Source organism: Thermococcus sp. 21S9, assembly GCF_012027635.1.
In the GTDB taxonomy this organism is placed as follows: Archaea; Methanobacteriota_B; Thermococci; order Thermococcales; family Thermococcaceae; genus Thermococcus.
On the sequence record NZ_SNUS01000001.1, the window covers coordinates 1,738,443 to 1,763,237 of the forward strand.

A 24,795-nucleotide genomic window follows, 5' to 3' on the forward strand; every position below is an offset into this window, starting at 1 on the left:
AATTACTCAAAAGGTTAGTTTCTTCAGGTGGTGTTCGTGAAGAGGGCAGTCTTTGTGGTTTTAATAATCGTCGGATTGGTGGCGGGTTATTTCCTCATTGGTTCCAACGGCTCGGCCAAGGCCTCCCCCGATGAAAAGGCCCCCGTTACCATCTCCCTCGACAGGGAACGCTACTCACCGACGGATACGATGGTCATAACAGTAACCAACAACGGCAATGAGACCGTTACCGTTGGCTATCCCTTCGAGCTCTATCGCGAGGAGAACGGGGAATGGGTCAAGGTAAACGTTGACCTCATGTTCATCCAGTCGGTTGTTCAGCTTGAACCGGGAAAGAGCTGGACTCAGAAGGTCAGCCTCTCCCAGCTGAAACTTTCGCCAGGCCACTACAAGATTGAAAAGAAAGTCTCAACGCCAACCAGAACCTTTAGCGTGAGCGCCGAGTTCTACATCGAGGGTTGATGCTATCTTAATTTTCTGTTTTTGTCTTTCAGCGTTTCTGGCAAAACTTTTTATTCTCCATCCACATACCCAACCCCCGGCTGGAGGGATGGTCATGAAGTTCTGTCCGAAGTGCGGTAACCTCATGCTCCCGGACCGGAAGAAGAAGGTCTGGGTCTGTCGCGTCTGTGGCTACGAGGAGCCCTTCGACGAGGAGAAGGACAGGGCTAAAACCAGAATAACGCAGAAGGTCGAGCACAAGCCCGACGAGGAGATAGTCGTCATCGAGCAGGACGTCAAGACCCTGCCGACCACCAAGGTCACCTGCCCCAAGTGCGGTAACGACACGGCCTACTGGTGGGAGATGCAGACGCGGGCCGGTGACGAGCCGAGCACGATATTCTACAAGTGCACCAAGTGTGGCTACGTATGGAGGGCCTACGAGTGAACGAGCTCGAGCGCGAAACCCTCGTCAGGCTCGCGAGGAAGGCCCTGAAGGAGCTTGAGGAAGCCTACCGCAGGGTTCCCGATACCGACAACGGAAAAGCTTATTTATTCCGCGGAAAAGAAAGGGTTAGGCTCATGCTTAAAATACTGGAGGGATGAAGATGCCGTTCGAGGTCGTTTTTGACGGTGCCAAGGAGTTTGCAGACCTTATCGCGACAGCGAGCAACCTGATAGATGAGGCCGCCTTCAAGTTCACCGAGGAAGGCATAAGCATGCGCGCGATGGACCCGAGCAGGGTCGTTCTGATTGACTTAAACCTCCCGGAGAGCATATTCTCCAAGTACGAGGTCGAGGAGCCCGAAACCGTTGGAATCAACATGGACCAGTTCAAGAAGATACTCAAGCGCGGAAAGGCCAAGGACACCCTCATCCTCAGAAAGGGCGACGAGAACTTCCTTGAGATAACCTTCGAGGGAACGGCAAAGAGAACGTTCCGCCTTCCGCTCATAGACGTTGAGGAGCTTGAGCTCGACCTTCCGGAGCTCCCGTTCACGGCCAAGGTTGTCGTCCTCGGCGAGGTCCTCAAGGAGGCCGTTAAAGATGCCTCCCTCGTCAGCGACGCCATAAAGTTCATCGCCACCGAGAGCGAGTTCGTCATGAAGGCCGAGGGAGAGACCAACGAGGTCGAGATTAAGCTCACCCTTGAGGATGAGGGCTTGCTTGACCTTGAGGTCGAGGAGGAAACCAAGAGCGCCTACGGAATCAGCTACCTCAGCGACATGATAAAGGGCATCGGCAAGGCCGACGAGGTAATCCTCCGCTTCGGCAACGAGATGCCCCTCCAGATGGAGTACATGATTAGGGACGAAGGAAGGCTCGTGTTCCTCCTCGCCCCACGCGTCGAGGAGTGATTCCCCTTTCCTTTTCTCCGAGGTGGTGGCATGGACATCGTCAAGCTCAGGGAACTGCTTGAGGGGGAGCTTTCCAGCGTCGAACTGACGGAGTTAGACGACGACTTTTACAGGGAGTTCGACAGCCTAATCAAGGCCCTCAAGCTGAGCGCCGAGAGCTCCCGCGAGAGGGGAGAAAGCGTCGAGGAGAGACTCTACTTAGCTCAGCTCAAGATAGCGGAGGAGCTGATGAAGGAGATAATCAAGCTCCGCCTCCACAAGATTGTTGACCTCGCCGTCGAGGGGACCATAGCGGAGATGACCGACGAGGAGAGGAGGATTTTCAGGATTCTCAGGGCCTTCGTCGAGCGCGAGGAGCTTCCTGAAGTCGGGGAGGAGCTTCCGGAGGTCGAACCCGAGCCGGGCGAAGCTGAAACACCAACTAAACGGCCACTGCGGGAAGCCTACATCGTCACCGCCGAGCTTCCAGCGATTCTCGGGCCCGACTTGAGGGAGTACGGACCCTTCAAGGCCTGGGACATGGCGGTTCTGCCCGAGGAGATAGGCAGGGTTCTCGTCGAGAGGGACGTTGCCTTCAAGGTCAAGATTTCCCCGTGATTGCCATGCCCTTCTCCGTCTGCATGCGGGACTGCTACGACACCTGCTCGATGGTGAGCGAGCTCAAGGATGGAAGGCTCAGGGTTAGGGGCAATCCGGAGCACCCGATAACGGCCGGCTTTCTCTGCCCCAAGGGCGCTCTGCTTCCGAAGTGGTTCCACTCGGAGGACAGGCTAAAGAACCCGCTAATCCGAACCGGCGAGAGGGGGAGCGGTCCCTTCAGAGAAGCGAGCTGGGAAGAGGCAATAGGCCTCGTGGCGAATAAGCTTAAGGAGACCATCGAGAAGCACGGGAGCGAGAGCGTTCTCGTTTACCAGTACGCCGGCGACAGGGGAGTTGTGAACTACGCTTTCCCGCTGAGGCTCTTCCACTACCTCAACACCGCCGTGCTCGACTACGGAATCTGCGACAGGGCCGGGCAGGAGGCACTTAAGGACGTCTACGGAACCGCCGTCGGTCTCGACCCCGAGGAGCTTAAAAACCAGCGGTTAATCGTCTACTGGGGCATCAACGCCTTCTGGACGAACCTTCACGGCTTCGCCCTCGCTGAAAGATATAACCTTGAAATCTGGACGGTTGACGTCGTCAGGACAGAAACTGCCAGGAGAAGCGACAGGTTCTTTCAGGTGAAGCCTGACACGGACGTTCTTTTAGCTTTGGGAGTTGCGAAGCTCATCATCGAGGAGGGGCTCTACGATAGGGCCTTCGTCCGCGAGAACGTTTACGGCTTTGAAGAATTCAAGAATTATGTAAAAACACTATCGCTCGATTATGTAAGCAACGAAACCGGGCTGAGCGTCGAGGAGATAGAGACCTTCGCGCGGGAGTTCGCCGAAAAGAGGGGGGTAATCCACATCGGCTACGGCTTCCAACGCTCCCTTGCTGGCGGGGAGGCGGTGAGGGCGATAGCAATCCTTCCCGCCCTCGTCGGCCACCACTTTGGCTTCATCTACGACATGAAAACGATAGACAAGTTCTACGCCGAAGGCGCCTTCCTGAGGACGAAGCCGGCAAAGAGAATCCCCCAGATGAAGCTGGCGGAGTACATCGAGCGGGGCGAGATTAAGTTCCTCTACGTCTACAACTCCAACCCCCTCGCGAGCCTTCCGAACCAGAACAGGCTGAGAAAAGCCCTAAGCGAGAGCGACGTCTTCGTCGTTACGCACGACATCTTTCTCACCGACACGGCCCTCTACTCGGACGTCGTTTTGCCGGCAAACACTTTCTTCGAGAGGCTTGACATAGCGGATTCCTACTACCACCGCTACGTTGCTCTGAACGAGCCGGTCGCGAGGCTGTACGGCAAGAGCAACAGCGAGGTGACGAGGCTTCTCGCGAAGGCCCTCGGGATAGAGAATCCCCACCTCTACGAGAGCGACGAGGAGGTAATTCGAAAGGTCCTCGAACTCAACGGGCTGAGCTGGGAGGAGCTGAAGGCGAAGGGCTTCGTCAAAATTCCGGAAAAGCCGAGGAAATGGAAGACACCGAGCGGAAAAATCGAGTTCTTCTCGCGGAGGGCCGTTGAGAGGGGCTTAGGCCCGTTTCCTGAATACAGGAAGTTTGAAGGAAAGTACCTGCTCCGCCTGCTCACGCCAACCTACAGAATGACGATAACGAGCCAGTATCACAACACCTATGGAATGGTTGACCCCAGTCTATACATAAACCCTGCGGACGCCGGTAAGCGGGGAATCCGGGACAGCGAGACGGTCGAGGTCTTCAACGACCGCGGAAAAGTAAGGACGGTCGCGAAGCTTAGCGACGACGTTCCGAGAGGGGTTGTACTGCTCTACAAGGCCTTCTGGGTCAGGCTCCTCGGCTGGAATGCCAACTTCCTGACGACTGATGAGACGGTCAAGGATTATGGGAACGGCTCGGCGTACCATTCAACGTGGGTCGAGGTTAGAAAGACTAACGGCAAATAAACATTTTTGTTCACTGATTCTTGACAACAGGAGTTTGGGTTATTTTACACAATGTCAATCAAAGATGGGCATAACTGTACTCCTCCCCGATGGCTTTTAAGGGCCATTGTTTTTTCTCCAAGATTTCTCCCGAAAACGAACCGAAAGACTTATATATTCGAACCTATGAGGTTTATAGTGAAGACGACACACAAAAAGAAGAGGTGATGAAAAATGGTCGTCATAGGAGAAAAGTTCCCAGAGGTTGAGGTCAAGACCACCCACGGAGTGATAAAGCTCCCGGACTACTTCGCCGAGAAGGGCAAGTGGTTCATACTCTTCAGCCACCCGGCCGACTTCACCCCGGTCTGTACGACCGAGTTCTACGCCATGCAGAAGAGGCTCGAGGAGTTCAGGGAGCTCGGCGTCGAGCCGATAGGGCTTAGCGTTGACCAGGTCTTCAGCCACATCAAGTGGATGGAGTGGATTAAGGAGAACCTCGGCGTCGAGATTGAGTTCCCGGTCATAGCCGACGACCGCGGTGAGCTCGCCGACAAGCTCGGCATGATTCCGAGCGGAGCAACGATAACCGCCAGGGCCGTCTTCATCGTCGACGACAAGGGCGTCATAAGGGCCATCGTCTACTACCCGGCCGAGGTCGGCAGGGACTGGGATGAGATACTCAGGCTCGTCAAGGCTCTCAAGGTCAGCGACGAGAAGGGAGTTGCCCTTCCGCACAAGTGGCCCGAGAACGAGCTCATCGGCGACAAGGTCATCATCCCGCCGGCCAGCACCATCGAGGAGAAGAAGGCCAGGGAAGAGGCCAAGGCCAAGGGCGAAATCGAGTGCTATGACTGGTGGTTCTGCTACAAGAAGCTCGAGTGAGCTTCTTTCCTTATTCTTCTCTAAACCTCTCGAAAATCAGCTCGTCCACGAAGCCGTAGCCCGGAACGTGGTGGTGTTTTCTCAGTCTCCCGACGAGTTCAAAGCCGTTTTTCTCAAGGACTTTTATCGAGGCAACGTTCGGCTCGTAAACCCTCGCGTAGACTTTCCTGAGGTTGAGCCAGTTGAAGGCGTAATCGAGGGCCAACTTCACCGCCTCGCTTCCGTAACCTCTTCCCCAGTGCTCCCTTCCGAGGAAGTAACCGAGCTCCGCCCTTCCGTCGCGGTGGTCTATCCTGTGGAGTCCTATGAAACCGACGAGGGAAGAGGTTGAGTTCTCTACTATCGAAAAGACCTTCTCGCGCTCCTTTGCCTTTCTAATCCGCTCGTACCACTCTATCTCGTCCTCAAAGAAGAAGACTTCTTCTGGGGCCGTTAAGAAGAGCCTCACGCTCCTGTCGTTGAACCAGAGCCACGCTTTCCTTACGTCGTCCCTCAGCGGAACGGCGAGCGAAACGAGGTTGCCTTTGAGAACGACCGGCCTCATCGGGCGCACCTTAACTTTATTAAGCGGTTATGAGTATTTAAACCCGATGGAGAGGGAGAAACTCATCAAAACCGTTGAGGCGATACTCAGGAGCGCGGGCTACAAAACGGCCCGCCTCGAGTTTAGGGGTTCCTGCTTTGACATAGTAGCGAGCCGGTTAGTGGTTCTTCTCTTCCTCAAGGTCGTCGTGAACATAGACACCGTTACCGAGGAGCAGGCAGAGGATTTGAAGAGGCTCGCGAAGTTCTTCAACGCCTCCCCGCTTATAGTGGGCCTCCGCTCAAAGAACGCGGAGCTTGAGGAGGGAGTTGTTTACGAGCGCTTCGGAATCTACGCTTTGAGACCGGAAACGCTCTACGACGTCCTCACAAACAACGAGCTACCCGCCATCTTCGCGGAGCGCGGTGGGCTCTACGTCCGGATAAACGGCGAACTCCTTAGGGAGCTTCGCGAGAGGCACGGTTACTCGGTCAACGAGCTGGCACAGCTCCTCGGGGTTTCGAGGAAGACCCTCCTCAACTACGAGCGCGGTGAGCAGGCCGTTTCCCTTGAGGTGGCGATTAGGCTTGAGGAACTCTTCGACGAGGCTTTGGCAGAGCCGATTGACGTTCTGAACGCGAGGGTCGAGGCGAAGCTCGACGTTAAGCCCGAAAGCCCCCTCGAAAAGGAGGTCTTCGAAAGGCTGAAGCGTCTTGGCCTCGGTCTTGTGAAGGTTAAGAAGGCCCCGTTCAACGCGGTTTCAAAGGGCGACGAGTTCAGAATCCTGACGGGGATAGACGAGAGGAAGACCCGCTCGACGGTGAAGAGGGCCGAGATGGTGGCCGAGGTTGGCCGGATAATCAACTCCGACGGCGTGTTCATCCTTGAGAAGACCAAGACCGAGGTCGTCAAGGAGGTCCCCATAATCCCGAAGGAGAGCCTCAGGGAAGTTAAGGACGCCGACGAGCTCATAGAGATGATTGAGGAGCTCAAAAAGGAGATAAAGGCGAAGCTCTTCAGCTGAAGAGCACCTTTCTCCAGCTCTCGCGGAGCTTTCCGACGTACTTCTCCGGCGAGGCTATGAGAACGGCCCACCTCGGAGTCTGACGCCTCTTGAGGGCGTTCGCCAGGGGAGTTACCTTCGAGAGGGGCTGAACCTCGCCGTTTTCAAGGAGCACCTTTATTCCGGTCTCTTTCAGCCTCGGCTCGCTGAGCATCAGGTCTGCTATGCTGAACTCAAGGATTACCTCGCCCTCGCTTGCACCAACGGCCTCCGCCAGGGCCCTCTCAAGCTCCTGTCTCCTCTTGACGTTTCTGTAAGCCGACAACAGCTCTCTCTTTTCCTCCTGGCTGAGCTCCTCCGCGCTCGTGAGAACCGCGGCCTTGTAGAGCTTCCGGTAAAGAACGCGCCTCGTGAGCTCCGCCGGGAGGCCTTCTAAATCCTCGAGTTCAACTAAAACCCTGCAGTCGGTCATCTTCCAGAAGTCCCAGAGGTGGTCCTCTTCAAGAGCGAACTCCAGGGCTCTTGTCAGCATTCCCTCGGCTATCTTCACCGTGTGGTGGAAGTAAACGCGCGAATACATCAGCGAGCGCGCCACCATCATTCCCTCGACGGCTTCAACACCCTTCTCGTCGACGACGAGCTCGTCATCGTGGATTTCGAGCACCTTGAGGAGCCTCTCAAGGTCTATTATTCCGTGCGCGACGCCGGTGTAGTGGGCGTCCCTGATGAGGTAGTCGAGCTGGTCAACGTCAACCCCGCCATGAAGCATCTGGCCGAGGTAAGGCTTCTTCGCCCTGCCGAGGATTAGGTCGGCAACTTCCCTCGGCTCAATTCCGTGGCTTTCCAGTATCTCCGGAATCTTTCCGCCGTCCTCGTCGCCGGTTATGTTTATCCGTCCCGTTATAATGTCCTGGCCGAGGCGCATGTGGTCGCGCTCCTTCACGTAATGGCGGTAGATTCCCTCGAAGGTGTGGCTTAGGGGCCCGTGCCCAATGTCGTGAAGCAGAGCGCCGACCTGGAGGAGCAGGCTTTCGTCCTCGTCGAGCCCGACCTCGTCGGAGAGGCGCTTCGCAATGTGCCACGTTCCGAGGGAGTGCTCGAAGCGTGAATGATTGGCACCGGGGTAGACGAGGTATGCCAGACCGAGTTGTCTTATGTGCCTGAGCCTCTGGAACTCGGGCGTTTTGACGAGTTCGAGGATTACCCCCGTGACCTCCATGCTACCGTGGATTCCGTCGTGGATAATCTTCGCTTTTGCCATTCCCACCACCGGCTGGAAATCTGAGAAGGGCCTTAAATAACTTTTCGGCATTATGACAAGAGGATTAAAAGGAAGAAAATCAGAAGTCCTTTCCGGCGACGTATATTCTCTTGGTCTTCCCAGGCCTGACTGTGAGGCCCTCGCGGAGCTTTTCCAGCGGGACTGCCTCGATTATGAGCTCCGAGCTCTTCGCTTCCTCGACCTCGTAGCGAACCGGATTGTTGGCCTCGTAGATGAGCTCCCTCACCTCGTCCTCGATTCCGGCCGGTTTTTCACCCTCGTAGGCAACCCTTACGACCACCCTGGGCCTCGGATTGTCCGGCGAGAGCGGATGATAGAGTATCACGAAGTCCTTGAGCTCGGGATGGCCGTAGACTATCTCCATTACCTGGTCTATGTGGAGCTTTGCCCCGGAGAGAACGACGACGTCCTTAACGCGGATTATGCTGACGACTTCGCCGTTTTCGAGCCTCGCCAAATCGCCGATGTCGTAGTTGAAGAGAGGTAATCCCGTCAGCTCACCCTCGCGCATGACCTTTGTGATGTAGAGCCTCTTGTATTCTGGATAATCCTCGTCGCCTGTATCTTCGAGGACTATTACGGACTCACCGAAGTGGAACGGCGTTGTGCCTTTCTTTGTAACTATCCTGAAGCCGGTAACGTCGTCCTCCGTCGAGCCGAAGTTGTCTATGACGACGGCGTTCGGGAACAGTTCAAGGGTGGCCTTGGCCAGCTCTGGTGTTAGCGTCTCACCGCCGACGACTATCGTTTTAACGTCCTCTCTGAGCTTCTCCGGCAGGATGAGGCCGAGGTTGTAGGCTGTGGCAGTTAGGGCCCATATCGAGGTTGGCTTTATGTCCTCGAGCTCCTTGAGAAGGAGTTCCCTGTTCTGGAGGTAGGTAATCGGTACCTGGAAGTACGCAACCCCTGCGTTGTTGCCTTCAAGCCCGCTCAGCGCGAAGTTGCCCGATGAAGAAGGCAGTGGCGGGAAGAATGAAGCGACCCGTTCGCCCTTCTCGAAGTACTCGTTGACCCAGGGTGCCATCTGGCGTGCGGTTCGTCTCTTGTCGTCAGGAGTGAAGGGCACCCTCTTCGGCTGGCCGGTCGTTCCGCTGGTCCTCATAACCGCATGGAAGAGACGGCCCTCCCGTATGTAGTCCGGCCAGACACGGGACCTCTCGTAAAGGTCGTGGGGCTTGATTGTTACCCTGGCCGTTAGCTCACCGAGGGTTTCCGGAGAAATCCCTTCCAGGTCAAGACCCTCGAATTTCTCTTTCCAGAACGGAGTCGTTTCCACGGCCTTGCTCAGGGTGTATTTAAACCCATCCAGTAGGGTTTTACGATATATAACGGTGGGCATGGCGTCACCCATCAACCTTAGGCGTTGGTTTATTTAACCCTATGGGTCCGGGGATGCAACTAACATTCAGAAGGGTATTTAAGAAAGGCTTATATCTTCCTTTGAACAATAATATGCCATGACGTACGATGATGTCCCCAAGGATTTAATCGAAGAGCCCCTTAAAGTCGAGGAAACTGACGTTCTGAGCCACCTCGAAAGGGTCATTGAATTTCATCTTGAGAAATCCCCGTACTGGAGGAGGTTTTCCCTCAGGGCTGAGGAGTTGCTCGGGAACACGGTGGTGGAGACCGTCGAGAACCTGCTCAACAGGGGCTTTCTTGTCAACGAGGACTACCTGCGCGCCAACTGGCTCGATTTCCTGCCCGAGGACTACAGAGGCAAGGTTCGCTTTTACCAGTCCTCGGGAACGACGCGCGAGAGGGCCATCGGACACTGGGACAGGGAATACGTTAAGTACCTGGTTTCGTACCTTAAATCCGCCCTCGACGAACTTTACGGCCTGAATGAAACGTTTCCCTCGGGCAAGATGCGTGCCCTTGCACACGGTCCCTACGGCTGGTATCAGGACGAGATAAGCGAGCTCGTGTGGAACTACGGTGGCTACCTGTATTTCATAGGAATGGAAACCGACGGGCTGAAAAAGGTTCTGGAGGAGAAAGGGGTTGAGGAAGTCCTGAGGATTCTCAACCCGCTCGTTCGCTACACAGAGCGCGTGCTTAAGAGGGACAGGATAAACCTGGCGAGAACAGCTCCACCTCTAATCGGACTCTTCGAGAGCGCGTCTGAGGACATAGAGGCCGTTATCCTGAGTGGCGTTGGGACTGACGTCACCTTTCTCAAGGACGTTGAGGAGAAGTTCCCAAACGCCCGGGCAGTCCCGCTCTACGGCTACTACCTCTTCGGCGACCTCGTAGGTATTCCTGGGAAACGGGAAATAGCCTACTATCCCAACTGGCCATTCACGCTGGTTCTTCCGGTCAAAAAAACCGAGGATGGATACCGCGTGGTGGACTACGGTGAACGGGGTTTGCTGGCCGTGATTATAGCCAGACCGGAGGTGCTCGTCGTGAAGGTTGAAGATGAGACCGCCATCCGGGCTCCGCCGGCCGGACCGTTCAGATGGGACGGCTTCGCCGACCCGAGGAGGGTTGTCCATGGGACTAAATGACGTGATGCCCATCGTCAGCGGGCTTCTCGTCATGATAGCTGACCTCACGGCCTTTGCCCTGATAATGCGGGTGTACCTCAAGCGCAGGCGCAGGTCTGCACTCTTTTTTGCCGTTGCCTGGCTCGCGGATTTCCTCATGGTGGCGTTCTCCGCCTCAAAGAACCCCGTTCTCAAGACGATAGCCGAGCTATCACTTACGATTTTCGCCATGTTCGTGTTCGTAGGGTCTATACGGCTCCTTGAAGAGGAATCAATCCAGCTCTCACACTCGACCCTCAAGCGGATGGGCATAATGGCCCCGGTGTTCTATGGGTACGTCGTTCTCGTCTATCGCTTCACTGGAAACGCAGACTGGGCCCTAACTGCGGGAGTTTCCCTGGGAGTGAGTGGTGCCTTTGTCTTCGCGAGTGGTGTTCTGTTGAAGCCCATTGAGGCCATTTACAAGAAACCCGCAAAGATTCTCTACCTCAGCGTCATCCTATTCGGACTCCACTTAATCCCCGCGGCATTGTTCGGCCTCTACGAGTGGTACCTTCCCATAGGATTTACCCTCTCAACTGCCCTAACGGTTATGATGGCATACTCCATGTACCGTCTGACCTCAACAAGGGAATTTCTTGAGGGAAGGGCCGATGTTAAGGTTCCGGAGATACACAGTGGGACGATTATTCTTCAGCCCAATGAGTTCGAGAGTCTGCTTCCAAAGCTTGAAAATGCTCCTGTACTGGCGTTTCTCAGGGATTTAAAGCACTCCAGGGAAGGTTGGAGAACGTATTTCGTAACTGCGGTTCCGTTTAGGAAAGAACATATCTCGGGAACCCTTAACCCCACAGAACTCGCGAAGATGACGGAGATAACGTTCCAGTACCTTGAGGAAGCTTCAAGAATGGGGATTCCTGGTGTCGTCGTTCTCGATTGCGTTGAGTACCTCAGCATGTACAATTCGTGGGAATCGCTCATGAAGTTTCTCTCCAAGCTAAGGGACCTGGTTATGGTAAAAGGAGGCACGTTAATCATTGTGATAGACAGAAACAGCGTTGAAGAACGTCTTTTCAACCAGCTCAGAAAACTCCTTGAGTGAGGGTTTATAAACCGCGTCCCCTACCTAACAACGCCCCCGCGCGAGGACCCCGGGGAGAATGAACCGGGGGGCGATGCGGGGGCTACAGCCCGGCCTCAGCGAGGTCCCCGCGGGAGGGCCTTCCGCGTCCCGGAGCACGATGACCGCGGGAAACCCAGGCCGGGCACAGTTCTCGCCCGCCTGGGTTAACCCGCCTGAGTGTGGCGTTGCCTTCGATGAGGGCGGGCGTTACGGGCGGGCGACATACCCTTTCTTGACCTCCCGTCAATAGAACATTCCCAATGGTTACATCTGCTCCTCGTGTCAACCGAATAACAGAAAGAGTTATTAACCTGAACTGCATAATGAATAATGCCATGACTGAGAGTGGTCTTATGAAACCTCCCGAGCATAATGTTAAAGAAATTATACCTTGGCTTAGGGATAATCCAGTATATGACATTTTGGAACAGAGAAAGCGCGAGGCTATGGAGATAATTCAGGACATTACCCAAAAGGAATTGGAAATCATTGAAGAACTTCCAGAAGACATTAGAGAAATTATAAAGGTGCCCGACAGTGGGGCGTTGATTAGAGACTTTTAGTATAGGGTCACCCAGACCTCTTCTCCCTCAAGGTATCCCTCACTGTCCTCGGGGATTTCCACGTAACCGTTGCTCTCCACGAGCGAGCTTATTATCCCGCTTCCCTTCTTTTTGATGGGTTTCGCCTTCCCGTCCTCGTACCAGACCTTGACGAACTCGTGCCTTCCGAGCTGGCTGGGAATCCTGTCTGTCAGCGTCGCCTTAACGCGAACCTCGTAGTTCCTGGCCCCGACGAGCTTCGCCAGGGCGTGCTTGACGTAGAGGTGGAACTGTGTGAAGACAGCCACGGGATAACCGCTCATTATGAATACCCTCTCGCCGTAGCCTATCGGTCTCCCGGGTTTTATCGTCGTCCCGTGGAAGAGCAACTTAACGAACCTGTGGGCGAAGTCTCTGTCTCCAAAGGCCGAACCACCTGTAACGAGGATGAGGTCGTTCTCGGCCTTCGCCCTCTCGATTGCATTCCTTATCGCGTCTTCGTTGTCGGGGACGACGCTGTAAAAGACCGGCTCGCCGAAATATTGCCTCACAAGGCCCTTCAGCATGACGGAGTTGCTCTCAAGGATTTTGCCTGCTTTCAACGCCTCCTCGTCGAACTCCTCAATAAGCTCGTCGCCGGTTACGATTATCCCAACCCTGGGCTTCCTCTTGACCTTAACCGTCCTGAAACCCACGCTCTTGAGGAGTGCCAAGTCTTGAGGCCTGAGCACCTGCCCCTTTCTCAAAATTACCTCTCCCTTTTTCACGTCCTCGCCAGCGAAGGCAACGTTCTGACCCGGAGCGACTGGTCTGAGAACCCTTATCACGTCCCCCTCGCGCTCGGCCATCTCCTGCATCAGAACCGCGTTCGCTCCCTCAGGCATCTTCGAGCCCGTCATAAGCTTTACCGCAGTTCCGGGCTCTACCTTCGTCCTGCTCTCCTCTCCAGCGACAATTTCATCAACGACCTTCAGCTCCACCGGGCTGTATTCCCTCGCGGGGAAGGTGTCCTCAGCCCTCAAAGCGTAGCCGTCAACCGCCGAACGGTCGAAGGGCGGGCTGTCTATCAGCGAAACGACGTCCTCAGCTAAAACTCTGCCGAGGGCTTCTTCCAGCGGAACTTCCTCGGTTTCCTCAATCTCACTCAGGTCGTCGAGGAGTAACTTCAGTGCCTCCCTGTAGGGAGTGAGGCGCTTGAACTCCCTCATGTCATTCCCTCCCGTGCTTGAGGACGTGGCCGGCCTCCTTGAGGATAATCTTTATCCCCGTCTTCGCGGCTCCAAGGCTTCCCGGGAGGCAGAAGACAGCCATCGCCCTTCCCGAGCTCCTGATAACGCCGGCGGTTGCCCTCGTCATTATCGCCGCCGTGCCGATTTCCTCGTAGCTCATCAGCCTGAAAATCTCACCGAAGCCGGTAAGCTCCTTATCAAAAAGTGGTCTCAGGCTCTCTATCGTCACGTCCCTGCTCGCTATTCCGGTCCCGCCGGAGGTAACGACGACTTCTGCTCCCTTCTCGAAGGCTTCAACGATGGCACCTATTATCGCCATCTTCTCATCTGGCACGACCTTGTAGAGAACCCGCTCGTGTCCGGCCTTCTCCAGCTCCTCGATGAGGAACTTTCCGCTGGCATCTTCCTTCTCGCCCCTGCTCGCGGTATCGCTCACCGTTATGACCGCAAATCGAAACTTCTTGGGTGCCTTTCTCTTGTGCTCCTCAACGCCCATATTACCACCGGGGTAAAATATTTCCCGGCCTTAATAACCTTTCAGCAAACGGAAGCGTTTAACCTCACCAAAGGAAGGGTTATATCCCCCAAGGTCGAGGGCGTATCATGGCGCCCAACCACTTCATCCTGCCCTTCGATAGGCCGATGCTCTCCCTCAGCAACGCGCCCCACAGAGGAGGTCTAACCCGGGCAAACGGCTTCTTTTTCATGAAGGTTCCCAAGAACTACTCCGGCGACTACAAAGCCGACTGCTTCTCATTTGAGCGCGAAAACGGATTGAAAAACTTCGTCGGTTTTATGACGGCCGCGGACATCGGCAAGGTGCTCTCGGTTTCGAGGAGCGGGAACGTTACAGCCTACGTTACCGCGGGAATCACAAACCCTGCGATAGCCGGTGAGGAACCGCCTTCCTGGGAGCCGGGGACGATAAACATCGCCCTCGTCATCGATGATGGCTTAACCGTCGGCGCGATGGCGAACGCGATAATGACTGCAACGGAGGCAAAAACCTACACCCTCCTGAGTCTCGGATACAGAGCCACCGGGACGACGAGCGACGGCATCGGGGTTTTTGCCTTCGAAGGCGAAACGGAGTGGGCTGGAACGGCGACGAAGCTCGGCCTCAATATCGGCAGGGCGGTCAGGGAGGCGCTTGAGGAGAGCGTAAGAAAGTGGGAGAGGACGAGAAGCGTTAAATAGTTCCGCTTCCTATTAATGCCGGTGAGAGAATGGAGGACGTTGAGAGGCAGGTCGAGAGGCTGTTCCTCGATGCACAGAACCTTCTGTTGAAAATACGGTTAAAGGAAATTCGAAAGGGCCAGGTAACCCTTGAGGACTTAATTCGACTCGCTGAGGAGGAAACGGAGTACACAGAAGACGTGGAGGACATAACCGAGATGATACGAAAGATGAGGGAGAAGGACTATGACTACTGACCTCGTTCTTGACACCAGTGTATTCGTGAAGGGCTTTGTTCCACCAAAACGCAAGAAAAGGGACGAGGTTTACTACTCTCGACTTGAACTTCACAAAAAAGCAAAGTCAATCCTCGATGAAGTAACTATCGGTAAAGTACTGTTGCACGAGCCAGTTGTTATGCTTGTAGAAACTGCTTCCGTTGTCTCACGCCTTTCTAACAATCCTGCCCTTTCCAGGCTTGCGGTTAGTTTTATTACCGAACATTCTCTTCTATACTCGGACGTTTATCTCCTTGAAACCGCCATTGACCTTGGGATTGCCACAAAGGCGAGCGGTTTTGACGTTCTTTTCCTCGCCTGTGCAAAGAAGGCAAACGCCAAACTGATAACCGACGACAAAAAGATGTATGAGAAAGCCGTAAGAGCAGGGATAAAAGCCGAACTCCTGCGAGAACTCACTTCATCTCCATGAGCCTTCCGTAGAGCTCCTCGACCTTCGTACTAACTTCTTCCGGTGAGAAGCCGGCCTTTATCGCCAGCCACGTTGCGCCTCCGGCTCCAACCCCCTCCTTGACATAGCCCTTTTCGTAGTCCCTCAGTCCCTTGAACTCGCTCTTCGAGAAGTCCAAATCGGCCGAATAAGTCACTATTCCGATTTCCTTCGCGGTCTCGAGGAAGGTCGCGCTCTTGTCGTTGGCGACCCACTTGGTTGTGGCAATCATGAACCTGCTCAAATCCTCGCCGAGGGCCTTGAGAAGCGCTGAAACGGCCAGCATCTGCGTTCCGCCCGCTAAAACGATATCCTTCCTAAAGCCGAGCGCGATGCCGATTACGGTAGCCATCATCGGGTCTCCAAACTGTCTGAGGGCTTCGAGGGGGTTGTCCCTCAGCTGGCCCTTCTCAATTCCCGCCCTTTCGAACGCCTCGGCGATGACCTTCTCCTTGAGGCTCTGGGGATTGTCCGGTGAGGCAGAGCTGGTTCTCGCTTCGTAGCCGAGTGCCCAGAGGACGGCCTGAGCCGTTGTGGTTCCGCCGGGCGTTGACTCGCCGATTACGAGTTCCTTCACCGGCGTCTTGTTCAGCTCCTCGCCGAAGAGCTTGGCGCGCTTGATTATATCGCCGAATTCCGGAAGTGCCGGCTCCTTTCTGAAGTCCCGCCCGACGGCGTCGCTGATGTGGACGTGCGGGACGAGAGGAGCAAGATAAGTCCCACCTCTGACGACGAGGACAGGGAAGTCCGCGAGCTCCTTTGCCGCTTTGGTGATTATGGCCGGCGTCGGATGGCCTTCGGGCGTTACGGGAATCACGTCAATCGTCAGGGGCTTCTCATGGAAGAGGTACTCAGCGTCGGCCACCGGCGTCAGCTTCGTCAGCTCCGGCGTCGCTCCGGCAACGCTTATTCCCGGCACGGTGCTTATCTCGGTGTTGCCCAGGACGAGAAGGAAGAGGCTCTCCATTCCAACCACCGTGGAGTTTTTATCCAGTCCCGCTTATAGGCTTTGGGGTTGAAGATGGGAAAAGCGCTAATGGTCCTCGGAACGTCTTCCGGAGCGGGCAAGTCGCTCCTCGTTACGGCATTGTGCAGGATTTTCTCGAACCTCGGCTACGACGTGGTGCCCTTCAAGAGCCAGAACATGAGCCTGAACTCGGCCCCGAGCATCGAGGGCGGTGAGATAAGCAGGGCGCAGTATTTACAGGCGATAGCGTGCCGAAAGAAACCCAGCGTGAGGTTCAACCCGATTCTGCTCAAGCCAGAAGGAAATATGAGGAGTCAGGTCGTCTTCATGGGGAAGCCGATTGGGAGCGTTTCCGCCCGCGAATACATGCTCTCGCGGAAGGAAGAACTCTTCAGGAAGGCGATGGCCGTTCTGGACGAGCTGAAGGAGAACCACGACCTGGTCATCATTGAGGGGGCAGGCAGTCCGGTCGAGATTAACCTCAGGGACTACGACATAGCCAACACGCGTGTCATGCTCCACGCAAAGGCGAAGGGAATCCTCGTCACCGATATAGACAGGGGAGGGAGCTTCGCCTCAATAGTTGGCACGATGGAGCTTCTGAAACCTGAGGAAAGAGACGCAATAATCGGCTTTGTCTTTAACAAATTCCGCGGGGACGCTTCCCTCCTAAAGCCGGGCTTTGAGTACCTCGAAAAACGCTACGGGAAGCCGACCCTCGGCGTTATTCCCTATATCGAGCACCGCCTTCCCGAGGAGGACTCCTTGACAGATTTTCCCAGGGCGAAGGGCGAGCTTCACATACAGATAATCAAGCTCCCCCACATGAGCAACTTCACGGACTTTGAACCACTCCACTGGGCGAACGGAATAGATTACGTGACGAAGCCGGAGGAACTCAAGGGAGACGTGATAATAGTCCCCGGAAGCAAGAACACGGTCGAGGATTTGCTCTGGCTGAGGAGGGAGGGCTTTGAGGATGCGATAATCGAGGCCCACCGCGAGGGTTCCTTTGTAGTCGGAATCTGCGGAGGCTTCCAGATGCTCGGGGAGAAGATTATCGACACCGTCGAGTCCAAGCGTGGAACCGTTAGGGGAATCGGCCTCCTTCCGGCTAAAACCGTCTTCGAGAAAACCAAGAGAACGAACCACCTGAGTGCCGAGGTTCTCTGGGAACCTGCTAAAGGAATGGCCGTCGAGGGCTACGAGATACGCTTTGGAAGGAGCGTCTCGGAGAGGCCGTTCTCGGTGATTAGGACAATCAACGGCGCCAGAGCCTTCGAGCCTGAGGGAGCGATAGGCGAGAGGGCCTTCGGGACTTACCTGCACGGAATATTCCACAACTTCGCCTTCACGGAGCGCTTCCTCAACTTCCTGCGGGCTGAGAAGGGCCTTGAGCCTGTCTCTGTTGAGCGCTGGAGCATTGAGGGGGAAATAGAGAGGTTCGCGGGAATTGTTGAGAAGAACCTTGACGTCGAGAGAATTTTAGGGGAGCTTGGACTTCAAAAATAATCCTCCGGCTCCTCAAGTTCCTTCGGCGGGTGTCTCCTCGCCCACCAGAGCTTCAGGCGGATGTATGCGTAGAACCCGAAGAAGACCAGCAGGCCTACAGCGATTAAAACCACCGCGAAGAGCAGGAAGCCGAGAAGGAACAGCACGGCGAGCGCCAGAAAGATGACGAATGCCACCGCTCCCTTAACCTCGCTCCCCCTCATCTTCCCACCAGCCTCGCTATTCTCTCAGCGAGCTTTAACTCTTCCGGCGTGTTGACGTTCAAAGCGAGCAACGGGTTTCTCAGCTCGAAGAACCTCTCGCCATCGGTTCCGACGGCGTTAAGGCCAACTATCGCGTAGCCTCTATAAACAACGGGCTTCAAATCCTTTGGAACCAGCTTTAGCGGTAGAACTCCCGTCAGGCTCGTTTTTCCGTCAAAGGCCTCCGAAATCCCTGCTATATCGCCCGCCTTAACGAAGGGCAAATCCGCAGAGACGCTGATAAATGGCCCGAACTCGCGGAGGAGCCACTTAACGTCATCCACGTAGCCGTTTCCGGGCGTCTCGACGAAGGGAATTCTCTCGCGGAGGCACAGCTCCCTAGTCTTCGGCGTATTTTTTGAGAGGGCAACAACTGTCTCACCCACTTTTTCGGCCTCGCTATAAACGCGGAGTAGCATCGGCACTCCGCCGACCTTCAGAACTGGCTTTTCCCGCCCCATCCTGCTCGAACGCCCGCCGGCCATGATGATTATCATATCTCAACATTCGGACAAGCGTTAAAAGACCTTGCGCCCAAGGTGAGATATGCGCTACATAGCCGTCGTTGTCCTGCTCGTGTTCATCTCCGCCTGCATTTCCCCCGGAAGCGATACTCAACCTCACTCCACTGCCCATACCATAACTCAAAATATTACACCAGATGAGCATTCCACGACAACTACCTTGGAGAGCACTTCAGCGGTTCCCGGAACCGGGCGGGCTGAAAATTCCACCCCAACTTCCTCAAGCCCAAATATCAGTGCGAACACTTCATCTCCGGGCAGTTCATGGGGCAAAACCCGGAACGAGACATCCAATTCGAGTTTGGGGTTTATGAACCTCCCAGGTACTTCCGAAAACCTCTCGCTTTCCTCCGTGAGGAGCTGGGCCTACTGGCTTCAGAACGCGAGTCCAGAGGTTATAGCCGAGAGCGGTTTCGATTTGGTCGTGATGGATTACTCCCGGGATGGGAGCGACGAGACCGCTTACACGAGGGGAGAGATAGAGAAGATTAAACGGGCCGGCGTGATTCCGATTGCCTACATCAGCATCGGAGAGGCCGAGGACTACCGCTTTTACTGGAACGAGAGCTGGAAGGAGAACCCGCCGGCGTGGCTCGGTCCGGAGAACCCAGACTGGGAGGGCAACTACGCCGTCAGGTACTGGGACGAGGAATGGAAGGAAATCGTCTTTCGCTACCTGGACAGAATCATCGCCCAGGGCTTTGCCGGGATTTATCTCGACAAGGTCGATGAATACTGGTTCTGGGCTGAGCAGGGGTACAATGAGAGCTGGACGGCAGGGCAGATGATTGAGTTCATCCTCGAAATCGCCAACTACACGCGCTCCAAAGCCGGGCGGGATTTCATAATAATCCCTCAGAACGGTGAGTATCTGCTTGAATACGACAACGGGACGCTTCTCGCCACCGTTTCAGGCTGGGCAAGCGAGGACGTCTTCTACGACGGCCTTGAGCCGAGTCCCTGGACGGCCGAAAAGGTTCCCCTCCTTGAGAGGGTTGTCAGCGCCGGAAAGCCCGTCTTCGTGGTTGATTACGTCGATGACGGGACGAGAAGTGAAGAAAACCTCGCCAGAATACTCGACTTCATAGAGAAGGCCAGAAAGGCGGGGTTTATTCCATACGCAACCTTTGAGGACAGGGAACTGGACCGGCTCGACGTGATTCCTGGGATTCAACCCCCGAAGTAAATCCAAACCACCGCCATTCCCAGGAGCGCCCCGGCTCTCGTTATCTCGGCTACCGCGCCTATGCAGTCTCCATTGAGCCCTCCAAAGTTCCTTAGCGAGAGGTGAATGACGTACGCTCCCGCAAGGAGGCCGAAGAGAGACACGAGCGAGCGCGGTTCGAGGTAAGCTACCAGCAGGAGCAGGAGGAGGTAGAGGGACATTCCGATGGCCAGTTGCCTTCCATTTATGCCCTCCATGAAGTACGCCCCAAGTCCCTGACCCAGGGGCTTCTTTGTTGCCAGAGCGAGAAGCATGGCGAACTTTGAGTTCAGCTCGGCCAGGTAGAGCGCATAGAACGGGAGGAGTGGGAGGGAGTAAACCTGCAGGAGGAGGGCCATGACGACGGCAAAAACCCCTGCTATGCCCGTGTTGAGGTCCTTCATGGCCTTAATCTTCCTCTCACGGTCGCCCTTGACCATAACCCCGTCGGCCCAGTCTGCCAGGCCGTCGAGGTGTAGGAGGCCTATCGTGAGGTAGAGCGCGAGGACAGAGAGGATGTTGCTCAGTGGGAGTTTCAGATAAAGGACGAGCGTCGCCAGGGCCGAAGTTACCGGCGCGAGCAGGGGGAGAGCCCAGAGCTCCTTCCTAACCCGCTCGAAGTCGCCTTTGACCGGAATCCGCGTGAAGAAGGGTAAAAGATTCCGCACCGCTACACCTCCTCAAACAGCCTCGTCATACAGCCCGCTATAAAGCCACCTATCGCGTCGTCGAGGAACGGCGGAAGCTCAGCAAGGATGCCGGGCTTCCTGGTGTCGTAGTAGAAGAAGTTAAACAGCGCCATCTTTCCGCCTATGAGCTCGGCGATGTTCATGCCGATGAGCTCGTCGGCCACGAGGTTCACGGGGTCGCCCTCAACCTTGAAGTTCTCCTCGAGGAGAAGCGCCGAGAGGAGCAGTGCCTGGACGTTGATATCGCCCAGATACCTCAGCATCAGCCCCCTCAGCCTTTCTCGAACCCTCTCGCGCTCGTCGCCGATGTACAGCTCTAATGCGGTGTCGAGCATCTTTTCGAGGGTTACTCCTTTGGATTCAAGCTCAAAGAGAAGTTCTTCGGGGATCATACAGAGCCACCCATGAGTTTTAACAGCTCCGACGGGGAATAGATGACAATTCTATCTTTAATGGCGTTTTTCAGCTTTAAATCACCCGTAACAAGTGGAAGATTAAGAGCGAGCGCAAGGGCAACGTAAGGGACGTCTTTTGGGTCGGGAGACAGGGAGAGGGCTTCCTCTATGCCAGCCTTGACGATGTGCTCCGGCATCGTTATCGTCTGGGACTTGATAATTCTGAGAACGAATTCGAAGTCCTCCTCCGTTAGGCGAGTTAATTTGGCGAGGCGGTCCTTCTTTCGTTCGACCTCCTCCCAGAAGTAGTCCGGAACCAAGAATTCAATATCTCTCGTCACGTGGTTCAGCATGAAAAGTTTGTAGGCAACGCCTCTGTTGTAAAGGGCCGAAAAAACGACGTTGTAGTCCAGCACGACCTCCATTCAGACCACTCCGTAGCGCTTGGCTATTTCCCTGGCAATCTCGTCCTCAAGGGCCTTAGCCTCGTCTTCCTCCTCTATCCTGATGCCCCTCACGATTTCCTCAAACTGCTTAGCCTCTTCAACCCTCTTCTGGAGCTCTCTCGTAACGTCCACGATGAGCCTTCGCTCCAGGGCCTTTCTCATCTCCTCACTCCAGCCCTCTGGAACGGTTATCCTGAGCACTATCTCGCCCATCCTATCACCTCCATTATTTTCGCCTTGCCCCTATTTACCTTTTCTCATTTCTTAGCTCGAACCTAACCCAGTGATACCTCTCGCTCTCCTCGGTCGAGAGGATTTCAGGGACAAAGCGCTCCTCAAAGAGGGGAGACGCTAAAACAACGGTGTGAAACTCCGCGAACTCGCCGACCGGGTCAACGCCGGGGTTCCTTTCGAGGAAGAACTCCAAATCCTCGACCGAGCGGAATGTGTAGCCGAGCCACTCTTTGCCGAGCTTCTCCTTGTTCACGGCTATTATCGCGTACTCGAAGCCGGCTTTCAGGATTTCCCCGGCGAGTTCCCTCGTATCCCGTCCCCATAGCGGTTCAAGGGGCTTGACTCCAGCCTCTTCCGCGAGTCGCTCAATCCACTTTAGGTGGTCTTCGAGGAGAACGTCGCCCGATATCAGGTAGTCAACGTCCAGCGAAGCTATGAACTCCGCCAAAGCCCTGCTCCCTCTGCTCATATCGAAGGTGAGCAGTTCCTTCCCCATCGCGTCGGCGAGCGTTTTGAGGGCCGGGAAGTTCTCCCAGTGGGGTGAGAGTCCTATCGTGGTTTTGAGCGCGAGAAGGTAGGGAACCTCGATTCCGTTTCTTTCAGCAAGGTGAACCGCGTAGAGGCCGTCCTTGCCACCCGAGAAAAAGGCGACTCCTTTCATTCAACCACCAAGCCTATAAAGGGTTTGGAGCTTTTATCCATTATGCTGATTCGGATTGATGAACTCCAGAGGGTCGGCGACGTCTACGTTAATCCGCGAAACCTTCTGACCAAACCACTTTCACTGAAAACCTGGCGCGATTTCATGAATCTGGACGAGAGAACTTACGGAACCTACGCCCGGACGATTTACAACCCCCGGGAAAGGTTTTTGGTAACCGATGAGTCCTCCGAGGCCCGGGCGATAGAGCTTTCTGCCCTCTACTGCTCCCTCCTGACGGACCCCGAGTACTTCTGTGGCGGGGAGAACCTGCACTACCAGCTTGAAATAGGGGAGTTCGAGGGACTGCCCTTCGCCAACGGCTGGACGGGTTCCAGGGTCGCCCTCGTGGGCGAAGCGCCAGGAAGACGGGGCTGTGGAAAAACCGGCGTGTGCTTCTACCGCGACGCCTCCGGGAGCTTACTCAGGAAAGTTCTCTTCCACCTCGGCATCAATCCGGACTTCGTTTACATAACCAACGTCGTGAAGTGCAACCCCCCGAACAACAGGCTGTCCCGCGTTCCGGAAGGCACCTACGAGCTCCTCGCGAGGGAACTCGAAATCCTCGAGCCGGAAGCCGTCTTCGCCCTCGGCAGAACCGCCGAAAGGGCCTTACAGGAGCTCGGCTTTGAGGTGGAGTACCTGAGACATCCGGCCTGGTACGTGCGTCGCGGAGTCCGCGAGCCGAATGATGAGATGGTCGCCGAGTACGCTAAAATCAGGGAGGCCTTTGGGGAATGGACGCCCTAATCGTTTTTCTCCTCGCGCTTCTCTGGGACCTCCTCCTTGGGGAATCACCGGCCAAGCTCCACCCCGTAGTCTGGTTCGGGAGGATAGCGGGCTTTCTCGACGGAAAGTGGAAAAGAAGAGACCCCCTTACGGATTTCCTCGCGGGAGCTTTAACGGCCCTGCTCGTCATTGCCTTCGCTTTAGCCCTCTCGCTCGTTCCCCGATACATTCCTTTCCCGCTGAACTACGTTCTGGCAGTTTACCTCCTGAAAAGCTCCTTCGCGGTAAGGAGTCTCCACGAGCACATAGCGAGAACGATAACCGAGGACATCGAAGCAAAGAGAAGGGCAGTCTCGATGATAGTGAGCAGGGACGTTAGAAACCTCGATGAAGCTCACCTCAACTCCGCCTCGATAGAGAGCTTGGCTGAAAACCTCAACGACTCCGTAATCGCTCCGCTGTTCTACTTCCTCTTCTTTAGCCTCCCTGGAGCCCTGCTCTACCGCGCGGTGAACACGCTCGATGCCATGCTCGGCTACCGGAGCGAGCGCTACGAGTTCTTCGGCAAGTTCTCAGCGAGGCTGGACGACGTTCTTAACCTAATTCCCGCCCGCTTGACCGTTCTCCTCTACCTCCCGCTCGGCGGTTTGAAGGTTCTCAGGCACTACCGCCTTGCAAGGTTCAAGATAAACTCCGACAAGCCTATGTCGGCTATGAGCGCCGTCCTCGGGGTCTGGCTTGAGAAGCCCGGTGTTTACCGCTTCCCGGGCAGGGAGCCGAAAAACGAAGACATAAAACGAGCCCTGAAGGTTTACTGGTTCGTCGTTGCCGAATGGGTCGGAATCGTCCTTTTACTCCTCGCAACGGGGGTGTGTCCATGCTTGAGCCGGTGAGGTTCTCAACCTATCACGGGGGTGCGAGGAAGGAAGGCTTGCTCGACTTCTCGGCGTCGCTCAATCCTTACCCCCCGGAGTGGCTCGATGAGATATTCAAACGCGCGAGGGAGATAAGCAACCGCTACCCCTACTACGAGAGGCTTGAGGAGGAGCTGGAAGAGCTCGTCGGTGAGCCTCTAACCGTAACGGCCGGCATCACTGAGGCGCTCTATTTACTCGGAATCCTCGCGCTCCGTGGGCGGAGAGTTGTTATTCCGCGCCACACCTACGGCGAGTACGAGAGAACAGCGAGAATTTTTGGAGCAAAAGTCGTCAAAGGCCCGAACGAACCGGAAAAAATAGCGGAGCTCGTCGAGAGGGACTCGGTCGTCTTCTTCTGCAACCCCAACAACCCGGACGGAAGGTTCTACCGCGTTAGGGAGCTCAAGCCACTTCTCGATGCGGTAGAAGACAGAGGGGCGCTCCTCGTTCTCGACGAGGCCTTCATAGACTTCGTGAAAAAGCCGGAGAGTCCTGAGGGTGAGAACATCGTGAAGCTCAGAACCTTCACCAAGAGCTACGGTTTACCGGGAATAAGAGTCGGCTACGTCTTGGGTTTTGAAGAGGCGTTCAGGAGCGTTAGGATGCCCTGGAGCATAGGCTCGACGGGAGTTGCCTTCCTCGAGTTTCTCGTCAAAGACGGCTTCGAGCACCTCAGGAAGACGATGCCCCTAATCTGGCGCGAAAAGGAGAGGCTTGAAAAAACCTTAAACGTTAAAAGCGATGCAAACTTCTTCATCAAGCGCGTTGAGAACGCTGACGAGTTCGTTGAAGCCATGAAGAAGCGCGGAATCCTCGTGAGGAGCTGTGCGAGCTTCGGACTGCCGGAATACGTGCGCTTTTCGGTGAGGAAACCTGAGGAGAACGACAGGCTTATTGAAGCCTTTAGGGAGCTGGGAGAAGGGTTTTAAGATTGAAGTCGACTTCACTTTGGTGG

32 protein-coding genes are annotated in these 24,795 nt (G+C 55.4%); 19 read left to right on the top strand and 13 right to left on the bottom strand.

The window, feature by feature from the left end; all coding sequences use genetic code 11:
* The first annotated feature begins 27 nt into the window (after nt 1-27).
* The 7 genes from E3E28_RS09795 (at nt 28) to E3E28_RS09825 (ending at nt 5,185) form a co-directional block, all read left to right on the top strand.
* Nucleotides 28-462: an immunoglobulin-like domain-containing protein gene (locus E3E28_RS09795; protein WP_167914928.1), complete on the top strand. Its 435-nt coding sequence runs from the start codon at nt 28-30 to the stop codon at nt 460-462.
* Between the two features lie 94 nt (nt 463-556).
* Complete coding sequence (locus E3E28_RS09800) at nt 557-889, top strand: transcription factor S (protein WP_099210765.1); 333 nt, start codon at nt 557-559, stop codon at nt 887-889.
* Nucleotides 886-1,047 (top strand): hypothetical protein, encoded by a 162-nt coding sequence (locus tag E3E28_RS09805; protein WP_167914929.1) that lies wholly within the window; start codon nt 886-888, stop codon nt 1,045-1,047. Before E3E28_RS09800 ends, E3E28_RS09805 begins: the two co-directional genes overlap by 4 nt.
* A gap of 2 nt (nt 1,048-1,049) precedes the next feature.
* Entirely contained in the window at nt 1,050-1,799 is a 750-nt protein-coding gene (locus E3E28_RS09810; RefSeq protein WP_042689803.1) for a DNA polymerase sliding clamp, read from the top strand.
* 30 nt (nt 1,800-1,829) lie between these two features.
* Nucleotides 1,830-2,396 carry a hypothetical protein gene (locus tag E3E28_RS09815; RefSeq protein ID WP_167914930.1) on the top strand — a complete coding sequence of 189 codons (567 nt, stop codon included), beginning with the start codon at nt 1,830-1,832 and terminating at the stop codon, nt 2,394-2,396.
* A 5-nt stretch (nt 2,397-2,401) separates the two neighbouring features.
* Nucleotides 2,402-4,321, top strand: a complete 1,920-nt coding sequence (locus tag E3E28_RS09820) for a molybdopterin-dependent oxidoreductase (protein WP_167915409.1) — start codon at nt 2,402-2,404, stop codon at nt 4,319-4,321.
* A gap of 213 nt (nt 4,322-4,534) precedes the next feature.
* Nucleotides 4,535-5,185 (top strand): peroxiredoxin, encoded by a 651-nt coding sequence (locus tag E3E28_RS09825; protein ID WP_167914931.1) that lies wholly within the window; start codon nt 4,535-4,537, stop codon nt 5,183-5,185.
* A gap of 10 nt (nt 5,186-5,195) precedes the next feature.
* Here E3E28_RS09825 and E3E28_RS09830 read toward each other — a convergent pair whose 3' ends face one another.
* Nucleotides 5,196-5,729 (bottom strand): GNAT family N-acetyltransferase, encoded by a 534-nt coding sequence (locus tag E3E28_RS09830; RefSeq protein ID WP_167914932.1) that lies wholly within the window; start codon nt 5,727-5,729, stop codon nt 5,196-5,198.
* A gap of 46 nt (nt 5,730-5,775) precedes the next feature.
* Here E3E28_RS09830 and E3E28_RS09835 point away from each other — a divergent pair, with 46 nt between their 5' ends.
* Entirely contained in the window at nt 5,776-6,732 is a 957-nt protein-coding gene (locus E3E28_RS09835) for a transcriptional regulator (protein WP_167914933.1), read from the top strand.
* On the opposite strand, the gene E3E28_RS09840 is transcribed toward E3E28_RS09835, so the two are convergent.
* Nucleotides 6,725-7,972, bottom strand: coding sequence for an HD domain-containing protein (locus E3E28_RS09840; RefSeq protein ID WP_167915410.1), 1,248 nt, complete (start codon nt 7,970-7,972; stop codon nt 6,725-6,727). The two genes, E3E28_RS09835 and E3E28_RS09840, sit on opposite strands and share 8 nt — an antisense overlap.
* A 79-nt stretch (nt 7,973-8,051) precedes the next feature.
* Nucleotides 8,052-9,332, bottom strand: a complete 1,281-nt coding sequence (locus E3E28_RS09845; RefSeq protein ID WP_167914934.1) for a phenylacetate--CoA ligase family protein — start codon at nt 9,330-9,332, stop codon at nt 8,052-8,054.
* A 118-nt stretch (nt 9,333-9,450) separates the two neighbouring features.
* Here E3E28_RS09845 and E3E28_RS09850 point away from each other — a divergent pair, with 118 nt between their 5' ends.
* From E3E28_RS09850 to E3E28_RS09860, 3 genes are all read left to right on the top strand, one after another.
* Complete coding sequence (locus E3E28_RS09850) at nt 9,451-10,503, top strand: hypothetical protein (protein ID WP_167914935.1); 1,053 nt, start codon at nt 9,451-9,453, stop codon at nt 10,501-10,503.
* Nucleotides 10,490-11,584, top strand: a complete 1,095-nt coding sequence (locus E3E28_RS09855) for a DUF835 domain-containing protein (RefSeq protein ID WP_167914936.1) — start codon at nt 10,490-10,492, stop codon at nt 11,582-11,584. Before E3E28_RS09850 ends, E3E28_RS09855 begins: the two co-directional genes overlap by 14 nt.
* A 356-nt stretch (nt 11,585-11,940) precedes the next feature.
* On the top strand, nt 11,941-12,168 hold the full coding sequence (locus E3E28_RS09860) for a hypothetical protein (RefSeq protein WP_167914937.1): 228 nt from the start codon (nt 11,941-11,943) through the stop codon (nt 12,166-12,168).
* On the opposite strand, the gene glp is transcribed toward E3E28_RS09860, so the two are convergent.
* Both glp and E3E28_RS09870 read right to left on the bottom strand, forming a co-directional pair.
* A complete protein-coding gene (glp, locus tag E3E28_RS09865) occupies nt 12,165-13,355 on the bottom strand; it encodes a gephyrin-like molybdotransferase Glp (RefSeq protein ID WP_167914938.1) in 1,191 nt (396 codons plus the stop codon). The genes E3E28_RS09860 and glp overlap by 4 nt on opposite strands.
* 1 nt (nt 13,356) lies before the next feature.
* A complete protein-coding gene (locus E3E28_RS09870) occupies nt 13,357-13,872 on the bottom strand; it encodes a molybdenum cofactor biosynthesis protein B (protein WP_167914939.1) in 516 nt (171 codons plus the stop codon).
* Between the two features lie 107 nt (nt 13,873-13,979).
* Here E3E28_RS09870 and E3E28_RS09875 point away from each other — a divergent pair, with 107 nt between their 5' ends.
* Genes E3E28_RS09875 through E3E28_RS09885 form a run of 3 tightly spaced genes read left to right on the top strand, consistent with a single transcriptional unit; the run spans nt 13,980 to nt 15,263 of the window.
* A complete protein-coding gene (locus E3E28_RS09875; protein WP_167914940.1) occupies nt 13,980-14,573 on the top strand; it encodes an adenosylcobinamide amidohydrolase in 594 nt (197 codons plus the stop codon).
* Between the two features lie 29 nt (nt 14,574-14,602).
* Entirely contained in the window at nt 14,603-14,809 is a 207-nt protein-coding gene (locus tag E3E28_RS09880; RefSeq protein ID WP_167914941.1) for a hypothetical protein, read from the top strand.
* Entirely contained in the window at nt 14,799-15,263 is a 465-nt protein-coding gene (locus E3E28_RS09885) for a type II toxin-antitoxin system VapC family toxin (protein ID WP_167914942.1), read from the top strand. Before E3E28_RS09880 ends, E3E28_RS09885 begins: the two co-directional genes overlap by 11 nt.
* Here the strand turns inward: E3E28_RS09885 and cobT are convergent.
* Complete coding sequence (cobT, locus tag E3E28_RS09890) at nt 15,247-16,248, bottom strand: nicotinate mononucleotide-dependent phosphoribosyltransferase CobT (RefSeq protein WP_167915411.1); 1,002 nt, start codon at nt 16,246-16,248, stop codon at nt 15,247-15,249. The genes E3E28_RS09885 and cobT overlap by 17 nt on opposite strands.
* A 54-nt stretch (nt 16,249-16,302) precedes the next feature.
* On the opposite strand from cobT, the gene E3E28_RS09895 reads away from it, so the two are divergent.
* Nucleotides 16,303-17,760, top strand: coding sequence for a cobyric acid synthase (locus E3E28_RS09895; protein WP_167914943.1), 1,458 nt, complete (start codon nt 16,303-16,305; stop codon nt 17,758-17,760).
* On the opposite strand, the gene E3E28_RS09900 is transcribed toward E3E28_RS09895, so the two are convergent.
* The gene (locus tag E3E28_RS09900; protein ID WP_167914944.1) at nt 17,751-17,963 is read right to left on the bottom strand and encodes a hypothetical protein; all 213 of its coding nucleotides are present in this window, start codon (nt 17,961-17,963) and stop codon (nt 17,751-17,753) included. The two genes, E3E28_RS09895 and E3E28_RS09900, sit on opposite strands and share 10 nt — an antisense overlap.
* Nucleotides 17,960-18,499, bottom strand: a complete 540-nt coding sequence (locus E3E28_RS09905) for an NTP transferase domain-containing protein (RefSeq protein ID WP_167914945.1) — start codon at nt 18,497-18,499, stop codon at nt 17,960-17,962. The genes E3E28_RS09900 and E3E28_RS09905 overlap by 4 nt, the downstream gene beginning before the upstream one ends.
* A gap of 337 nt (nt 18,500-18,836) precedes the next feature.
* On the opposite strand from E3E28_RS09905, the gene E3E28_RS09910 reads away from it, so the two are divergent.
* Nucleotides 18,837-19,712 (top strand): MJ1477/TM1410 family putative glycoside hydrolase, encoded by an 876-nt coding sequence (locus tag E3E28_RS09910; protein WP_240921669.1) that lies wholly within the window; start codon nt 18,837-18,839, stop codon nt 19,710-19,712.
* Here E3E28_RS09910 and cobS read toward each other — a convergent pair.
* From cobS to E3E28_RS09935, 5 genes are read right to left on the bottom strand one after another with little or no spacing between them, the layout of a single operon-like run.
* Nucleotides 19,697-20,398 (bottom strand): adenosylcobinamide-GDP ribazoletransferase, encoded by a 702-nt coding sequence (gene cobS / locus E3E28_RS09915; RefSeq protein ID WP_167914947.1) that lies wholly within the window; start codon nt 20,396-20,398, stop codon nt 19,697-19,699. The two genes, E3E28_RS09910 and cobS, sit on opposite strands and share 16 nt — an antisense overlap.
* 2 nt (nt 20,399-20,400) lie before the next feature.
* Nucleotides 20,401-20,811, bottom strand: a complete 411-nt coding sequence (gene cobZ / locus E3E28_RS09920; protein ID WP_167914948.1) for an alpha-ribazole phosphatase CobZ — start codon at nt 20,809-20,811, stop codon at nt 20,401-20,403.
* Nucleotides 20,808-21,239, bottom strand: a complete 432-nt coding sequence (locus E3E28_RS09925; protein ID WP_167914949.1) for a PIN domain-containing protein — start codon at nt 21,237-21,239, stop codon at nt 20,808-20,810. Before E3E28_RS09925 ends, cobZ begins: the two co-directional genes overlap by 4 nt.
* The gene (locus E3E28_RS09930; RefSeq protein WP_167914950.1) at nt 21,240-21,473 is read right to left on the bottom strand and encodes a hypothetical protein; all 234 of its coding nucleotides are present in this window, start codon (nt 21,471-21,473) and stop codon (nt 21,240-21,242) included.
* 34 nt (nt 21,474-21,507) lie between these two features.
* Nucleotides 21,508-22,155, bottom strand: coding sequence for a diphthine--ammonia ligase (locus tag E3E28_RS09935; protein ID WP_167914951.1), 648 nt, complete (start codon nt 22,153-22,155; stop codon nt 21,508-21,510).
* A 42-nt stretch (nt 22,156-22,197) separates the two neighbouring features.
* Here E3E28_RS09935 and E3E28_RS09940 point away from each other — a divergent pair, with 42 nt between their 5' ends.
* From E3E28_RS09940 to E3E28_RS09950, 3 genes are read left to right on the top strand one after another with little or no spacing between them, the layout of a single operon-like run.
* Nucleotides 22,198-22,944: a uracil-DNA glycosylase family protein gene (locus E3E28_RS09940; protein WP_167914952.1), complete on the top strand. Its 747-nt coding sequence runs from the start codon at nt 22,198-22,200 to the stop codon at nt 22,942-22,944.
* Complete coding sequence (gene cbiB, locus E3E28_RS09945) at nt 22,932-23,816, top strand: adenosylcobinamide-phosphate synthase CbiB (RefSeq protein WP_167914953.1); 885 nt, start codon at nt 22,932-22,934, stop codon at nt 23,814-23,816. The genes E3E28_RS09940 and cbiB overlap by 13 nt, the downstream gene beginning before the upstream one ends.
* The gene (locus E3E28_RS09950) at nt 23,801-24,769 is read left to right on the top strand and encodes an aminotransferase class I/II-fold pyridoxal phosphate-dependent enzyme (RefSeq protein WP_167914954.1); all 969 of its coding nucleotides are present in this window, start codon (nt 23,801-23,803) and stop codon (nt 24,767-24,769) included. Before cbiB ends, E3E28_RS09950 begins: the two co-directional genes overlap by 16 nt.
* Nucleotides 24,770-24,795 lie beyond the last annotated feature (26 nt).

Bases quoted from the DNA above. Each gene is read 5' to 3' on its own strand.
- E3E28_RS09815 (WP_167914930.1), top strand. From the start codon at position 1,830: ATGGACATCGTCAAGCTCAGGGAACTGCTTGAGGGGGAGCTTTCCAGC.
- E3E28_RS09830 (WP_167914932.1), bottom strand. From the start codon at position 5,729: ATGAGGCCGGTCGTTCTCAAAGGCAACCTCGTTTCGCTCGCCGTTCCG.
- E3E28_RS09950 (WP_167914954.1), top strand. From the start codon at position 23,801: ATGCTTGAGCCGGTGAGGTTCTCAACCTATCACGGGGGTGCGAGGAAG.
- E3E28_RS09900 (WP_167914944.1), bottom strand. From the start codon at position 17,963: ATGAGGGGGAGCGAGGTTAAGGGAGCGGTGGCATTCGTCATCTTTCTG.
- E3E28_RS09860 (WP_167914937.1), top strand. From the start codon at position 11,941: ATGACTGAGAGTGGTCTTATGAAACCTCCCGAGCATAATGTTAAAGAA.
- cobZ (WP_167914948.1), bottom strand. From the start codon at position 20,811: ATGATCCCCGAAGAACTTCTCTTTGAGCTTGAATCCAAAGGAGTAACC.
- E3E28_RS09925 (WP_167914949.1), bottom strand. From the start codon at position 21,239: ATGGAGGTCGTGCTGGACTACAACGTCGTTTTTTCGGCCCTTTACAAC.
- E3E28_RS09840 (WP_167915410.1), bottom strand. From the start codon at position 7,972: ATGGCAAAAGCGAAGATTATCCACGACGGAATCCACGGTAGCATGGAG.
- E3E28_RS09855 (WP_167914936.1), top strand. From the start codon at position 10,490: ATGGGACTAAATGACGTGATGCCCATCGTCAGCGGGCTTCTCGTCATG.
- E3E28_RS09930 (WP_167914950.1), bottom strand. From the start codon at position 21,473: ATGGGCGAGATAGTGCTCAGGATAACCGTTCCAGAGGGCTGGAGTGAG.
- E3E28_RS09880 (WP_167914941.1), top strand. From the start codon at position 14,603: ATGGAGGACGTTGAGAGGCAGGTCGAGAGGCTGTTCCTCGATGCACAG.
- E3E28_RS09825 (WP_167914931.1), top strand. From the start codon at position 4,535: ATGGTCGTCATAGGAGAAAAGTTCCCAGAGGTTGAGGTCAAGACCACC.
- E3E28_RS09835 (WP_167914933.1), top strand. From the start codon at position 5,776: ATGGAGAGGGAGAAACTCATCAAAACCGTTGAGGCGATACTCAGGAGC.
- E3E28_RS09875 (WP_167914940.1), top strand. From the start codon at position 13,980: ATGGCGCCCAACCACTTCATCCTGCCCTTCGATAGGCCGATGCTCTCC.
- E3E28_RS09910 (WP_240921669.1), top strand. From the start codon at position 18,837: ATGAACCTCCCAGGTACTTCCGAAAACCTCTCGCTTTCCTCCGTGAGG.
- E3E28_RS09850 (WP_167914935.1), top strand. From the start codon at position 9,451: ATGACGTACGATGATGTCCCCAAGGATTTAATCGAAGAGCCCCTTAAA.
- E3E28_RS09820 (WP_167915409.1), top strand. From the start codon at position 2,402: ATGCCCTTCTCCGTCTGCATGCGGGACTGCTACGACACCTGCTCGATG.
- E3E28_RS09905 (WP_167914945.1), bottom strand. From the start codon at position 18,499: ATGATAATCATCATGGCCGGCGGGCGTTCGAGCAGGATGGGGCGGGAA.
- E3E28_RS09895 (WP_167914943.1), top strand. From the start codon at position 16,303: ATGGGAAAAGCGCTAATGGTCCTCGGAACGTCTTCCGGAGCGGGCAAG.
- cbiB (WP_167914953.1), top strand. From the start codon at position 22,932: ATGGACGCCCTAATCGTTTTTCTCCTCGCGCTTCTCTGGGACCTCCTC.
- cobT (WP_167915411.1), bottom strand. From the start codon at position 16,248: ATGGAGAGCCTCTTCCTTCTCGTCCTGGGCAACACCGAGATAAGCACC.
- E3E28_RS09935 (WP_167914951.1), bottom strand. From the start codon at position 22,155: ATGAAAGGAGTCGCCTTTTTCTCGGGTGGCAAGGACGGCCTCTACGCG.
- E3E28_RS09885 (WP_167914942.1), top strand. From the start codon at position 14,799: ATGACTACTGACCTCGTTCTTGACACCAGTGTATTCGTGAAGGGCTTT.
- E3E28_RS09810 (WP_042689803.1), top strand. From the start codon at position 1,050: ATGCCGTTCGAGGTCGTTTTTGACGGTGCCAAGGAGTTTGCAGACCTT.
- E3E28_RS09800 (WP_099210765.1), top strand. From the start codon at position 557: ATGAAGTTCTGTCCGAAGTGCGGTAACCTCATGCTCCCGGACCGGAAG.
- E3E28_RS09870 (WP_167914939.1), bottom strand. From the start codon at position 13,872: ATGGGCGTTGAGGAGCACAAGAGAAAGGCACCCAAGAAGTTTCGATTT.
- E3E28_RS09940 (WP_167914952.1), top strand. From the start codon at position 22,198: ATGCTGATTCGGATTGATGAACTCCAGAGGGTCGGCGACGTCTACGTT.
- E3E28_RS09845 (WP_167914934.1), bottom strand. From the start codon at position 9,332: ATGCCCACCGTTATATATCGTAAAACCCTACTGGATGGGTTTAAATAC.
- glp (WP_167914938.1), bottom strand. From the start codon at position 13,355: ATGAGGGAGTTCAAGCGCCTCACTCCCTACAGGGAGGCACTGAAGTTA.